We start from the raw sequence: 13,418 nt of genomic DNA, 5'->3' as shown, positions 1-13,418 counted from the left end.
ACAGCCCCAGACTATGCCTGGCCGACCTTGAAGCGGGTGAAGGCCAGGACCTTGACGCCGGCCTCGCTCGCGTACTTCTCGATCGACTTCTTGTTGTCCTTCACGAACGCCTGCTGGAGCAGCGTGAAGTCCTTGTACCAGCCGTTGACGCGACCATCGACGATCTTGGCGATGGCGGGCTCGGGCTTGCCCTCCTCGCGGGTCATCTCCTCGAAGAGCGCGCGCTCCTTGGCGATGACGTCGGCGGGGACGGAGTCGGCGTCGAGGTACTTCGGCGCCATGGCGGCGGCGTGCTGCGCGATGTCCTTGGCGACCTCGGCGTTGGCCGAGTCGAGCTGGACGATGACGCCCACGGCCGGCGGCAGCTGCGGGTCGGTCTTGTGCATGTAGGCGCCGATGTAGCCGCCTTCGAGCACGGAGAACCGGCGGATCTCGATCTTCTCGCCGAGCGCCGCGTTGGTCTCGTCGAGCAGTTCCTTGACCGTCTTGCCGTCGAGCTTGGCGTCGAGCAGCTCGGCCACGTCGGCGGGCTTGGTCTCGAGGATGAAGGCCACGACCTGGGCGGCCACCTCCTGGAAGCGCTCACCCTTGGCGACGAAGTCGGTCTCGCAGTTGAGCTCGAGCAGCGCGGCGCGGGAGTCGCCGTCCTGCTTGAGGGCGACCAGGCCGTTGGAGGCGGTGCGGGTCTCGCGCTTGCCGACGTCCTTGGCGCCCTTGAGACGCAGGAGCTCGACCGCGCGGTCGAAGTCGCCCTCGGACTCCTCCAGCGCCTTCTTGCAGTCCATCATGCCGGCGGCCGTCAGCTCGCGAAGCCGCTTGACATCGGCCATGTTCACGGAAGCCATTGTCATTTCCTCATGGGTTTCGTCGTGGAGCGGGTGGGCGCGTCATGGTCGACACGCCCACCCGGGAGAGCTTTGGGGAAGGAACTACGCCTGCTTCTCGTCGCCCTCGGCCGGAGCCTCGGCCGGGGCCTCGGCGGCAACCTCGGCCGGAGCCTCGGCGGGGGCCTCGGTCGCGGCTTCGGCGGCGGGGGCCTCCTCGGCGGCGGCCTCGGCCGGGGCCTCGGTGGCGGGCGTGCCCTCGAGCAGCTCGCGCTCCCACTCGGCCAGCGGCTCGGCCGCGGCCACACCGGCCGGCTTGTCGTCGCCGCCGCGCGAGGCGCCGGCGCGGGTCATGAGACCGTCGGCGACCGCGTCGGCGATCACGCGGGTCAGCAGGCTGACGGCGCGGATGGCGTCGTCGTTGCCCGGGATCGGGTAGTCGACCTCGTCGGGGTCGCAGTTGGTGTCGAGGATCGCGACGACCGGGATGCCGAGCTTCTTGGCCTCGGAGATCCCGATGTGCTCCTTCTTGGTGTCCACGACCCAGACCGCGCTCGGGACGCGGGACATGTCCCGGATGCCGCCGAGGGTGCGCTCGAGCTTCTCCTTCTCACGACGGCGGAGCAGCAGCTCCTTCTTCGTGAGGCCGGAGGCGGCGACGTTCTCGAAGTCGAGCTCCTCGAGCTCCTTCAGGCGCTGGAGCCTCTTGTGGACGGTCGAGAAGTTGGTCAGCATGCCGCCGAGCCAGCGCTGGTTGACGTAGGGCATGCCCACGCGCGCCGCCTGCTCGGCGATCGACTCCTGCGCCTGCTTCTTGGTGCCGATGAACATGATCGTGCCGCCGTGGGCGACCGTCTCCTTGACGAAGTCGTACGCGCGGTCGATGTACGACAGCGACTTCTGGAGGTCGATGATGTAGATGCCGTTGCGCTCGGTGAAGATGAAGCGCTTCATCTTCGGGTTCCACCGGCGGGTCTGGTGGCCGAAGTGAACGCCGCTCTCCAGGAGCTGTCGCATGGTGACGACGGGGGTGGCCATGAAATGGTCCTCCACGATCTCGGTTATACGCACGGGCCGGCGGCCCGCGCCCTGACGCCCCGAACCGTTCCAGCCGCCTTATCGGCGGACCGAGAGGACGTTTCGTGAATGGGCGTGCGAATTCGGCCTCGGCTAAGGAGACCACCGGACAGTCTACCCGGAACCGGTGGACGACTTGACCTGCCCGCGCGCCTCGGGTGGCCGGAGCCGGTCGGGTGGCCGGCCAGGCGGAGCCGTAACGGAAGAAGAGCCTTTACGACCTCTTCGGAGCGCGGGGGAAGACGCGGAGCTGGAACTCGGTGACGCGGGCGCCGTTGGGGGCGGTCTCGGGGTCGCGGTCGGTGATGCGGTAGGGGGTGACGAGCTCGTCGACGCGCTCGGCCAGCGCCCGGATCTCGTCAGGGTCCATGTAGAGCACGATGTGGGCGAGCCGGGTCGCGTGGCGCCAGTCGGCCGACTCGCGCGACGACTGGGCCAGGTACTCCGACAGGCGCCGGGACGCCTCGTCGAGGACGGTCTGGATGACGGCGCCCTGGGCGGCGAGCAGCTCGGCGGTGAGCTCGCCGCTCTCGGGGTCCTTCATGCCCCAGCCCTTCTGGAGCGCCCGCCACACGCGCTCGCGGCCGTCGCCGCGCGCGGGGGCCTCCTCGATGAGGCCGTGCTTGGCCAGGGTGCGCAGGTGGTAGCTGCACGCGCTCGGCGACAACCCGGCGACCTCGGCGCACTCGGTGGCCGTCGCCGGGCCCTCCTCCTGGAGGCGGCCGAGGATCGCCAGCCGCGCCGGGTGGGCCATGGCGCGCAGCAGCCCGACGTCGTCGGTGACCATCCGATGGGTCGTCATAGGGCTCCACGGTAGGGCGTCGGCAGATATGAAGCATTGCCTTCATAACTCTGAAAGAGTACTTTCATAAATATGATCCCCCTTCGCCGTCAGCGCGACTACCGCCTCCTCTGGTCCGCCCGCGCCGTCACCGAGGCGGGCAGCGAGGTGTCGCGCTTGGCCGTCCCGCTCACCGCCGTCACCCTGCTCGCCGCCTCGCCGATGGAGATGGGGGTGCTCACCGCCGCCGCCTCGCTGCCGTTCCTGTTCGTGGGGCTCCCCGTCGGGGTCTGGGCCGACCGCGTCCGCCGCCGCCGACCGGTGCTGGTGCTCTGCGAACTGATCTCCGGTACGGCCGTCGTCACCGTCCCCCTGGCCTGGCTGTTCGGCCTGCTGACGGTCTATTGGCTGATCGGCGTGGCCCTGGTGGTGGGCGCCTGCACCGTGACCTTCCGGAACTTCACCATGCCCCACCTGACCAGCGTGGTCGCCGAGCCCCAGCGGACCGAGGCCATCGCCGGCATGCAGTCGGTCTTCTCGATCGCCCAGCTCGGCGGCCCCGGCCTGGCGGGCATCCTGGTGAGCGTGCTCTCGGCCCCCCTGGCCCTGCTGGTCAACGCGGTGACCTTCGTGACCTCGGCCCTGCTGCTGCGCTCGATCCGCGCCGAGGAGCCGCAACGCCCGGTCGCCCCGAGGCGGGCGCTGCGGCGCGAGATCGCCGAGGGCGTCTCGGCGCTGGCCCGGCACCCGGTGCTGCGCGCCCTGACGTTGTGCGGGATGACGGTCAACCTGTTCGCGGCGGCCCAGCTGGCGGTCTACGTGCTCTACGCCGTCCACGTGCTGGGCCTGCCGGGCGGCCTCGTCGGGATCATGATGATCGGCTTCGGCGCCGGCGGCCTCGTCGGCGCGTTCGTCGCGCCGAAATTGTCACGCCGCTTCGGCGGCGGCCCGGTGCTGCTGGGCGCGGTCCTGTTCTTCCCGCTCGGCTTCCTGGTCATGGCCGCCGTCAGCGGCCCGGTGTGGTGGTGCGTGCTGGCCATCGGAGCGGCCGAGGCCGTGGTGGGCGTGGCCGTGGTCTGCTTCAGCGTCTGCTCGGGCGCGTTGTCGCTGCGCGAGACGCCCCCCGAGCTGATCGGCCGGGTGAACGCGTCGATCAACTTCCTCACGCAGGGCGCGCTGGGCATCGGCGGCCTGCTCGGCGGCGTCGCGGGCGAACTCCTGGGTCTGCGCCCGGCGATGTGGTGGTGCTTCGCCGGCGCGCTGCTGACCATCCCCTGCCTGTGGTCGTCACCGCTGGCGGGCTTCACCAAGCGGCGGCGTGCTCCCCGGGCCGAGGCGGCGGCGCCCATACGGGCGGACGCCCGCCGATGAGCCCGGCCGGCCGGACGAAGGTGTAGCCGTCGCGCACGTCGAGGAGATCTGCTGTCTCGGGTTCGACGCCGGGCCGGATGCGGCCGAGGCCGTCGAGCCAGTGGGCGGTGCCCGCGAGGGAGAGCCGGGCGTGCCACGACCCGCCCTCCCGCTGCCGCCGGACGAGCGCGGTGACGGCCGCGAAGGCGGCCAGATAGCCGGTGGCGTGATCGAGCGCCTGACAGGGCAGCGCCCCCGATTCGGCCACGATCCCCGTGACCATCTGCACGAGACTGTCGAACCCCCGCCTGCCGTGCCACGGCCCCTGCCCGTAGGCGGAGACGTCGACCACCACGAGACCGGGCCGCAAGGCGACGAGATCGTCTATTCCAAACCCGAGCCGGTCGAGCGCCCCCGGGCGGTACCCGCGGATAACGACGTCGGCACCCCTGACGAGCTCCCTGAGGCGGCCGGCTTCGGCGGGCAACTCGACGTGGCACGAACGTTTGCCGGCCGAGGTCTCCAGCACCAGCCCCGGGACCTCGGGGATCCCCGGCCCGCAGACGTGCATGACGTCGGCGCCGTGGGAGGCGAGAAACCTGCTCGCGACGGGCCCGGCGATGACCCTGGTCAGATCGACGACCCGCAGGCGTGGTTCCTGCGGCGGCGGCCCAGGGAGCCGGTCGAGCATGATCAGCGGCTCCCGGCCGTGGGGATGCTGCGCCCATTCGGTCCTGCTGCGCATCGCGGCCGCGCATCCTCCCGCTGCGGTGACCGCCTCCTCGATCTCCTTGCCTGTACGCCGTTCGCACGCCTGTTTCACCTGCTCACGGGTGGCGTCCAGGGGAAGCCCGAGCGCGGCCAGCGCGGCGTCGCGGTGGTGGTCGAAGTTGGCGTGGATCCTGACCTGGCCGTCCTCGCTGGCGTAGTCGCCGCTGAGCGGGGCCCAGAGGGGGATCGGCTCGCCGTGGATGCGGAAGTGCCGCTCGCTGCGGAAGGCGACGGCGGCGTGCCTCATGTCGACCTCCGCCTGGCCGCGTCGCCCCTTGAGCAGGGCGACGGCGGCGGTCGCCGCCCCGATGGAGGCCGCGGCGGCGGTGCCGATGCGGAACGGGGAGGGCATGACCGGCTCGCGGCCGGTGACGGCGACGTGGCCGAGGTCGACACCGACGAGTCGCCCCAGGTCATGGATGACCTTCATCGCATCCCCACGTTTTCCACAAGCTCTTCCACAGGCCGATCCCTCAGATCCGGACATACCTCGAACGCTTTTCCACAAGCAGTCGCCAGCGGGCCGCGGTGCGTATGGATTCCGCCAGGCTGACGCCCATGTTCTTCCCAGCTTCGATGGCGCTCGTGCTCGCCGCCCAATGGGGGTGGCCGCTGGCCGGCGAACCCCGGCCCGTCCGCTACTTCGCTCCGCCGGCTGAGCGGTGGTTATCGGGGCATCGGGGGGTCGACCTGCCGGCGGTGCCGGGGCAGGAGGTGCTGGCTTCCGGCGAGGGAGTGGTGACGGTGGCCCGGCGGGTGGCGGGGCGGGGGGTGGTGACGGTGACGCACCCGAACGGGCTGCGGACGACGTATCTGCCGGTGGACGCTCTTGTCTCTGAGGGGAGGCGGGTGCGGGCGGGGGAGGTGCTGGGGACGGTGGGCGGGCCTGACGGGCACTGTCCTGCTGTTTGTTTGCATTGGGGGCTGGTGAGCGGGGACCTGTATTTGGATCCGCTGCTGCTGATGGGGTTGGGCCAGGTCAGACTGCTGCCGCTTGGGAAGGACTGACGGCTGGACTCGCCCTCACTTAGAGATCACCCTCCCTCCTGCGGACCGGTAGGAGTACCAAATCCTTCGTCGTTGCGGATTGGGGCGAGCTGGGTGGCGCGGGCCCGTCGGCTTGCGTGGCGAACCCGCAAAAGAACTGTCCAGGCCTTCGCGTGGCTTGAGAGGGACCCGTTGAAACCTCGGCGGCATCCAGCGATCAGGCTCGGGGGTGAGCCTGCTGGTAGGCGGCCCTCAGTCGCTCGATCGAGACGTGGGTGTAGATCTGGGTGGTTCCCAGCGACGCGTGGCCGAGGAGTTCCTGCACGCTGCGGAGATCGGCGCCGCCCTCCAGAAGATGGGTGGCCGCCGTGTGGCGGAGGCCGTGCGGGCCCATGTCCGTCACGCCTGCCTCGCCCAGGCGGGCGTGCACCATCCGCCGTACCGCGCTTTGGTCGATCCGGCCGCCCTTGACCCCGAGGAACAACGCTGGGCCGGAGCGCCCGCAGACGAGGATCGGCCGTCCTCGCACACACCAGGCGTCCACCGCATCTAGGGCCGGCATGCCCAGCGGCACGACCCGTTCCCTGCCGCCCTTGCCGAGCACCCGGATCGTCCGCCGCTCCCGATCGACATCGTCCACGTCGAGTCCGCAGAGTTCGCCGACCCGGATTCCCGTGGCGTAGAGGACCTCCAGCAGAGCCTGATCGCGCAGTTCCTTCGCCAGGGTGATCGGGTCGTCTTCGATCGGTTTCGGACCCGTCCTGCGCGCTTGTGCCCGATCCTGCCCTCTCTCGATATCCGCGACCGGTTCCCCAGCGTGAGGAACACGGGTGGGCTTGCGATTCGGGTTCAGGCTTCCAGCATCACGATCAAGCGAAAGATCACGGCGTCCGGAGCGACCACGTGGAGAGTCGGATGCCGGCGGATTGAAGTGAAGGCGGTCGACCTGTGGATTGCCGACATTTGCCGCCGGGCTGCTGGGGTCCCGCCCATCTCCACCTCGGCCGAAACGATCCTCACTCTCCGTCCGGAGGCACCATGAGTCGCCAGTTGGAGAGCCGCCATTGCCTGGAGCTTCCGCTGAGTCGTTGAAGCAGGGCCGGTCGACCGGATTCGTGCCCTCATAAACCGAGGTGGTCTTCGTGACCTCAGAAGCGAAGCCATTGGGGTCCGGCCCATCGCAGACCGGGCCGAAGCGATCCTCGCTTTCCCTCCACGAGTCACCACCTGGAGATTCTCCGTCGCTAGATACCTGTGCAGGATCGCTGAAGCGGGGCGGGGCAAGCCGTGAAGTGCCAGCCTGGTGAGCCGGCCCGCTCAGGTCCGGCACATCCCAGACGCACGGGTAACGATCGTCGGTTTCCTCCGACCGGCTGCCAGCCGCAAGGACGCCATCGCCTGAACCCGCCACTGAGTCGTCGGGACCGGGCCGGGAGAACCGTGGATTGCCAGTTTCCGAAGCCGAACGGGCCAGGCCTGGCCCGTCCCAGATCCCTCCGTGAAGATCGCCGGTTCCCCCCAGACGACCACCTAGGGGCGCGCCTTCACCTGATGCCTCTCCCCCGTCAGCATGATCTCCGCCGGACAGACCCGCACCGGGTCTCCTGAGGTCCAGCATCCGGACCGCTTCCGCCTGGTCGAGCACCTTCGGGAGGGTCCTCTTGGCGCGGGCCGTGCCGAGCAGGAGGCCCGGGTCGGACGACAACCACCCCGCCCGGTGGCAGAACGACGTGAAGGAGCGCACGCAGGCCGTGCGTCGGGCCAGGGTCGCGCGGGACTTGCCCGTTTCGTGCTGCTCCCCCAGCCAATCGCGCAGGACCCCCACGTCGATCAGTTCGACGCGGTCGACGCCCGCGTCGATGAGGTGTTCCGCCAGGGAGGCCATGTCGCCCGTGTACGCGCGCACCGTGTTCGCCGCCAGGCCGCGTTCGACCCGGAGGTGGCGTTCGAAGGCTCGTATCGCGTCCTCGAGATCTCCCGACATATCCGTTTATCTTCCCCTTCCTCTGGCGCTCAGCCGCCAGCCGGTCTCCTCCCGTTTCAGGTAACCGCCGGCTTCCAGGCTGCCCAGGCAGCTCAGGGTCACCGGCAACGGGAGGCCCGCCTTGAGGGCGACCTCGGCCGGGCCGATCACGCCCAGGCCGCCCGGCATGGCGTCGAGGATGCGCTTGGACTCCAGGCTGAGCAGGTCTCGGCGGGTGACGGGGCCGCGCGGGATGGGGGCGATGTCGTCTCCTGCTTGGCCGACCTGTTCCAGGATCTCGTCGGCCGACGTCACGCACATGGCTTTTCCGAGACGGATCAGGTTGTTGCAGCCGACCGAGACGTCGCTGGTGACCGGGCCTGGGATCGCCATCAGGTGACGGTTCAGCTGGAAGGCGTGGTGGGCGGTGTTCAGCGCCCCTGAGCGGGGAGCAGCCTGGACGACCACCGTCCCCCGCGACAGTGCCGCGATGACCCGGTTGCGGACGAGGAAGCGTAACCGCGTCGGGTTCACCCCGGGCGGTGATTCGCTGATCACCAAGCCCTCTTCCCGGATGGCGGCGAACAGGTCCTGGTGGGCGGCCGGGTAGGGGACGTCCACGCCGCAGGCCAGGATCGCGATCGTGGGCGACGGGCCGGCGAGGCAGCCTCGGTGGGCGGCGGCGTCGATGCCGTACGCGCCCCCGGAGATCACCGAGTAGCCGCGGTCGGAGAGGCGGCAGGCCAGTTCGGAGGCCACGTTAACCCCGTAGGCGCTGGCCGCCCGTGCGCCGACCAGCGCGATCGAGCGGACGGACGCGCGGCGGAGGTCTCCCCTGCCGTCTGTCCAGAGGCCGATGGGGCGGGCGTCGCCCAGGTCGTCAAGTTGACTCGGCCAGTCGGGGTCGCCGGGAATGACGAACCTGTAGCGCGCGAGGTCGTCGTGGGGGTCGCCGGCGGCCAGGGCCCGGGTTCGCCAGGCCGCTGCCCGGCGGTCGTCGACGCCCTGCAAGGCGCCCTTGCGGATCGCGGCCAGGACGGCCTCCGCGCCGTGGGCCGCGATCTGGCGGCCCATGGTCTCGTCGCCGGTTTCGGCGATCCGGGTCAAGGCCGCGCGTGCGGGCCGGTCACCGGTCACAGTTCTTCTCCCATCCACATCGTGAGTGCCAGTGAGATCTCGTCGGCCGACGGCCGGGGGCGCCGGCTGATGTCGGCGATCGTCCAGGCCACCCTCAGCACTCGGTCGACCCCTCGGGCGCTGAGGGTGCCCAGGTCGACGGCCCGGTGCAGGGGTGCCAGTACGCGGGGGTCGAGGCGCCAGCCGCCGTGCAGCAGCGACGAGGGGACCTCGGCATTTAGACGCCACGGGGTGCCGGTCAGGCGGGCGGCGGCGCGTTCCCGGGCTTCGACGACCCGTTCGGCGACGGTGGCGCTGGATTCGGTGAGGGCGCGGTCGGCGAGGAGTTCGGCCCGGGTGGGGGGCGAGAGCCGTACCTTCACGTCGATCCGGTCGAGCAGCGGGCCGGACAGGCGCGCCAGGTAGCGTCGCCGGACGGCCGGAGTGCAGGTGCAGAAACGGCCGGCTTCGCCGCTGAGGCCGCACGGGCACGGGTTGGCGGCCAGCACGAGGGTGAACCGGGCCGGGAAGGTGACCGAGCCGCTCGCCCGCGAGACCGTGACCTGGCCCGACTCGACCGGCTGGCGGAGCGAGTCGAGCACTCGGGGTGGGAACTCGGGTGCTTCGTCCAGAAACAGGCAGCCGCGGTGGGCCAGCGAGACCGCGCCGGGGCGGATCTGGCCGGTGCCGCCGCCGATCACCGCTGCGGCCGAGGCGGTGTGGTGGGGGGCGACGAAGGGCGGCCGGGCCAGGAGGGGGCGGTCGGCGGGGAGGGTGCCCGCTATGGAGTGGATCGCGGTGACCTCCAGCGCCTGCTCACGGTCGAGCGGCGGGATGATCGTGGTCAGCCGCTCGGCCAACATGGTCTTGCCGGTTCCGGGTGGGCCGAGGAACCACAGGTTGTGACCCCCGGCTGCACAGATCTCCAGAGCGCAGCGGCCCAGGGCCTGGCCCGCGACGTCGGCGAGGTCGAGGGTCTTCTCCTCGGCGGGGACGGCGAACTCCATCGGGTCGAAATAGGGTGCCCTGGCCCGCGCCTCGCCCTCTCGCAGGATCTCGACCAGCTCGCCCAGCGATGACACGGGTAACACCGCGAGTTCCGGTACGAGGGCAGCTTCGGCGGCGTTGGCCGCGGGGACCACCATCGTGCGCGCCCCAGCGGCGACCGCGGCGAGCGCGGCCGGGAGAACGCCGCGGACGGGCCTTACCCGCCCGTCGAGCCCCAGCTCGCCGAGGAAGAACGGTTCGGCGATGCGTTCGGGCAGGACGAGCCCCGCCGCACCCAGCACGGCCATGGCGATGGCCAGATCGAAGGAGGAGCCCTTCTTGGGCAGCGAGGCGGGGAAGAGCGAGACGGTCACCCGGGCGTCGGGCCAGTCGAACCTGCTGTTCAGCAGGGCCGACCTCACCCGGTCCCTGGCCTCGCTGATCGCCGTGTCGAGCAGGCCGATGAAGTGGGTGCCCACCAGCCCCCGGCCCACATCGGCCTCGACCTCGACGGTGTGCCCGGCCACCCCGACCAGCGCGGCGGACCGCGTACGTGCAACAGGCATCGAACAACCCCCTACGCCTTCCACCGAAGGCAGCAACATGATCATCAGAGGAACTCGCGCCAGCAGACGGCCTGACCCGACCGTTAGGGCGATCTTGAACACGGATGGCTTTGCGATCTCCCCGACCTGAAACGGCCCCCGCCTCGAAGCGCTCCCAGTCCCAATACAGCCCCGACCTCAAACCGCCCCAGACTCGAACGACCCAGGCCTCAAACGACCCGAACTCCAAACAGCCCTGGCCCGGAACGCCCCCGCCCGAACGGTCCTCGCCTTGAACAACCCCGGCCCTAAACGGCCTCAGCCACGAACGGCCTCGCCCCGAATGGGCTCAGCCGCGAACCGCCCCGGCTCCACAGGGCCCCGGCGTCAGACGGCCTGGCCTCAACACAGCCTCGGCCTCAGACGGCCTCGGTCTCAAGAAAGGCTCCAGCCCCCAGGCGGTCCCGCTCACGAACGGTCCGTCCACAAACGCTCAGGTACAGTCCCGGCCTTGATGACCCCCGTCCAAGAGCAGTCCTTGCCTCGAACGATCCCTGCCTCAGAGCGGCCCTTGCTTCGAACGGCCTCCGCCTGAAGCGGCTCTGACCTTGAACAACCCCGCACAATCGGCCTTGGCGTTGAACAGCTTCGGCCCAGACCACCTCAGCCTCAACCGCCCGCCCCCCAAAGGCCCAGCCTTCGGACGGCCTCCGGCCCAAGGCAACCGCAGCCTTAAGGCGCCGACTTCTAAACAGCGCCCCGGCCTTGAGGCAGCCCAGTCTCGAAGGGCCCCAGCCTCGGAACCGTCCAGACCTAAACGGCCAGCTTTGACCGCCCCGTCAGCAGACACCTCAGAACACCCCCTTCTCGTGCCGAACCGAGAACGTTCCCGCGAACCCATCAAGCGCCACCACGTCGATCCGCACCGACGCGAACCGCTCCGGCTGCCCCGCCAGCCACCGCGCCGCCAGCCGCCGCAACCGCGCCAGCTTCGCCTCCGTCACGGACGCGAACGCCGACCCGTAAGCCCCCGACGACCGCGTCCGCACCTCCACGACCACCAGCACCGCCCCGTCACGGGCGACGACGTCGATCTCCCCCTCACGGCACCGCCAGTTTCGCGCGAGGATCTCCATCCCCTGCCGCACCAGATAGCCGGCCGCCAGTTCCTCCCCGGCCCGCCCCAGCTCGTCCTTCGCCGCTCCCATGCGCCACAGGCTCGCAGGACACCTCAGCCCGTGAAGGACCCCAGCCGCCGCCTGTGGACAAACCCAGCCCTGTGGAAAAGCAGAAGGGCCGGGCCCGCTGGACAGCGGACCCGGCCCCGAAGACGGCGTGAGCCTCAGCTGGAGAAGCCCTCCTTCGGCATCTCCAAGTCAGGCTTGGCGAGCTCTTCGACGTTCACGTCCTTGAATGTCACCACTCGTACGTTCTTCACGAACCGCGCCGGTCGATACATGTCCCACACCCATGCGTCCTGCATCTTCACGTCGAAGAAGACCTCGCCGTTCTCTGCGGTGCGCACCTCCATGTCGACCGAATTCGTCAGGTAGAACCGACGTTCGGTTTCGACGACGTACGTGAACAGACCGACCACATCGCGGTACTCGCGGTAGAGCTGCAGCTCCATCTCGGTCTCGTACTTCTCGAGATCCTCCGCGCTCATTCCGGCCCTCCTGTTCCCAACCCCGTTTCGGCCCCTGGTTCATTCTCCCGCATCCTCATACCCGGCATCGTCCGAGCCACTGTCACGAACGAGAACCGATGGTGCTGGCTTGGCCCGTGATGCGCGAGGGCGGCTCTGTGGTCTCTTGTCACATAGCCCTTATGCCCGGCGAAACCGTATTGGGGGAATGATTCATGCAGGGTTGTCATCATGCGGTCCCGGGTCACCTTCGCGATGATGGACGCGGCCGCTATGCAGGCGGCCACCTGGTCGCCCTTCCAGACGGCGAGTGAGGGCGCCGGCAGGCCGGGGACCGGGAATCCGTCGGTCAGGACGTATCCGGGCGTGAGACCCAACCCGGCGACCGCGCGGCGCATTCCCGCCACGTTGCACTTGTGGAGGCCGCGCTGGTCGATCTCCTCGGGCGGGATGACGACGACGCTGACGGCCTTCGCGGTCGCCATGATCCTGGCGTGGAACTCCTCGCGGCGGGCCTCGGTCAGCAGTTTGGAGTCGTTGAGGCCGTCGATCTCGCGTCCGAGGACCACGGCCGCGACCACCAGCGGGCCCGCACAGGCGCCGCGACCGGCCTCGTCGACGCCGGCGACGGGCTTGAGGCCCCGGCGGGCCAGGGCGCGCTCGTAGCCGTAGAGGCCGGAGTCACGGCGGACCACGCTCGGGCGCGGACGGTAAGCGACTGTCATGACAGAAGCAGCGTACGCCCCATCACCGGACGTTGGAGAAGGTGTCCGGCTGCGATATGAATGTGAGCCGGTCAAGGGGCCAGTAACGGGCGAAGGCGAAGCCGATGACGTCGTCTTCGGAGATCGTCCCCTTGAACTCGTCGTCGATGTACGACCGGGAGTCCATCGAGTTGGACCGGTGGTCTCCCATCAGCCACAGGCGTCCCGCCGGCACCTTCACCTCGAAGGTGCGGCCGGCGTAGTCGCCGGGGTAGAGGTACTTGCCCTCTTCCTCGATCGGGGTGCCGTTGACGGTGATGCGGCGCTGGGCGTCGCAGCACTTCACGGTGTCGCCGCCCTTGCCGATGACCCGCTTGATCGTGTCTTCGCCGTCCCAGCCCTTGAAGACCACGATGTCGCCGCGGTCGATGGAGCCGAACTGGAGCACCACCACCCGGTCGTTGACCAGCAGGGTGTTCTCCATCGACTCCGACGGGATCCAGAACGACCGCATGACGAAGAAGTGGACCAGGAGGGCGACGACGATGCCGCCGATCGTGAAGGTGATCGTCTCCCGGAGGGCGGACTTCTTCTTTTTCTCCGGCTTGCCGGATTCCTCGGGCTTGCCGGAGGCGTTGGTCTCTTCTTCTGCGACGGCCACGGGCGGA

At 69.7% G+C, this 13,418-nt stretch carries 12 protein-coding genes and 2 pseudogenes; 2 read left to right on the top strand and 12 right to left on the bottom strand.

Features of this window, described 5'->3' with window-relative positions; genetic code table 11:
* Positions 1 to 11: 11 nt before the first annotated feature.
* The 3 genes from tsf to AW274_RS30535 form a co-directional block, all read right to left on the bottom strand.
* A complete protein-coding gene (gene tsf / locus AW274_RS30545) occupies positions 12 to 845 on the bottom strand; it encodes a translation elongation factor Ts (protein WP_062439313.1) in 834 nt (277 codons plus the stop codon).
* Positions 846 to 929: 84 nt separating this feature from the next.
* On the bottom strand, positions 930 to 1,862 hold the full coding sequence (gene rpsB / locus AW274_RS30540; protein ID WP_062439310.1) for a 30S ribosomal protein S2: 933 nt from the start codon (positions 1,860 to 1,862) through the stop codon (positions 930 to 932).
* A 253-nt stretch (positions 1,863 to 2,115) separates the two neighbouring features.
* The gene (locus AW274_RS30535) at positions 2,116 to 2,703 is read right to left on the bottom strand and encodes a helix-turn-helix domain-containing protein (RefSeq protein WP_063813703.1); all 588 of its coding nucleotides are present in this window, start codon (positions 2,701 to 2,703) and stop codon (positions 2,116 to 2,118) included.
* 72 nt (positions 2,704 to 2,775) lie between these two features.
* Here AW274_RS30535 and AW274_RS30530 point away from each other — a divergent pair, with 72 nt between their 5' ends.
* Positions 2,776 to 4,053, top strand: coding sequence for an MFS transporter (locus tag AW274_RS30530; RefSeq protein WP_062439305.1), 1,278 nt, complete (start codon positions 2,776 to 2,778; stop codon positions 4,051 to 4,053).
* On the opposite strand, the gene AW274_RS30525 is transcribed toward AW274_RS30530, so the two are convergent.
* Positions 3,986 to 5,233: a CoA transferase gene (locus tag AW274_RS30525; protein WP_062439302.1), complete on the bottom strand. Its 1,248-nt coding sequence runs from the start codon at positions 5,231 to 5,233 to the stop codon at positions 3,986 to 3,988. The two genes, AW274_RS30530 and AW274_RS30525, sit on opposite strands and share 68 nt — an antisense overlap.
* Positions 5,234 to 5,361: 128 nt before the next feature.
* On the opposite strand from AW274_RS30525, the gene AW274_RS30520 reads away from it, so the two are divergent.
* Positions 5,362 to 5,811: a M23 family metallopeptidase gene (locus AW274_RS30520; RefSeq protein WP_198169489.1), complete on the top strand. Its 450-nt coding sequence runs from the start codon at positions 5,362 to 5,364 to the stop codon at positions 5,809 to 5,811.
* A gap of 196 nt (positions 5,812 to 6,007) precedes the next feature.
* On the opposite strand, the pseudogene AW274_RS42245 reads toward AW274_RS30520, so the two are convergent.
* The 8 genes and pseudogenes from AW274_RS42245 to lepB form a co-directional block, all read right to left on the bottom strand.
* Positions 6,008 to 6,505: pseudogene (locus tag AW274_RS42245) on the bottom strand (tyrosine-type recombinase/integrase); the annotation flags it as partial.
* A 1,008-nt stretch (positions 6,506 to 7,513) separates the two neighbouring features.
* Positions 7,514 to 7,774, bottom strand: a pseudogene (locus AW274_RS42240) (site-specific integrase); the annotation flags it as partial.
* 6 nt (positions 7,775 to 7,780) lie between these two features.
* Entirely contained in the window at positions 7,781 to 8,890 is a 1,110-nt protein-coding gene (dprA, locus tag AW274_RS30510; protein WP_062439288.1) for a DNA-processing protein DprA, read from the bottom strand.
* Positions 8,887 to 10,422: a YifB family Mg chelatase-like AAA ATPase gene (locus AW274_RS30505; protein ID WP_062439285.1), complete on the bottom strand. Its 1,536-nt coding sequence runs from the start codon at positions 10,420 to 10,422 to the stop codon at positions 8,887 to 8,889. Before AW274_RS30505 ends, dprA begins: the two co-directional genes overlap by 4 nt.
* Positions 10,423 to 11,252: 830 nt before the next feature.
* A complete protein-coding gene (locus AW274_RS30500) occupies positions 11,253 to 11,609 on the bottom strand; it encodes a YraN family protein (protein ID WP_062439282.1) in 357 nt (118 codons plus the stop codon).
* Positions 11,610 to 11,743: 134 nt separating this feature from the next.
* Positions 11,744 to 12,067, bottom strand: a complete 324-nt coding sequence (locus AW274_RS30495) for a DUF2469 domain-containing protein (RefSeq protein ID WP_030455669.1) — start codon at positions 12,065 to 12,067, stop codon at positions 11,744 to 11,746.
* A complete protein-coding gene (locus tag AW274_RS30490; RefSeq protein ID WP_062439279.1) occupies positions 12,064 to 12,771 on the bottom strand; it encodes a ribonuclease HII in 708 nt (235 codons plus the stop codon). Before AW274_RS30490 ends, AW274_RS30495 begins: the two co-directional genes overlap by 4 nt.
* 22 nt (positions 12,772 to 12,793) lie before the next feature.
* A complete protein-coding gene (lepB, locus tag AW274_RS30485; RefSeq protein ID WP_062439277.1) occupies positions 12,794 to 13,411 on the bottom strand; it encodes a signal peptidase I in 618 nt (205 codons plus the stop codon).
* Positions 13,412 to 13,418: the final 7 nt, after the last annotated feature.

The organism is Herbidospora daliensis, from assembly GCF_001570585.1.
Classification (GTDB): domain Bacteria; phylum Actinomycetota; class Actinomycetes; order Streptosporangiales; family Streptosporangiaceae; genus Herbidospora; species Herbidospora daliensis.
The sequence above is the reverse complement of the archived record's forward strand: the minus strand, read 5'-3'. Positions and strand labels throughout refer to the sequence as shown.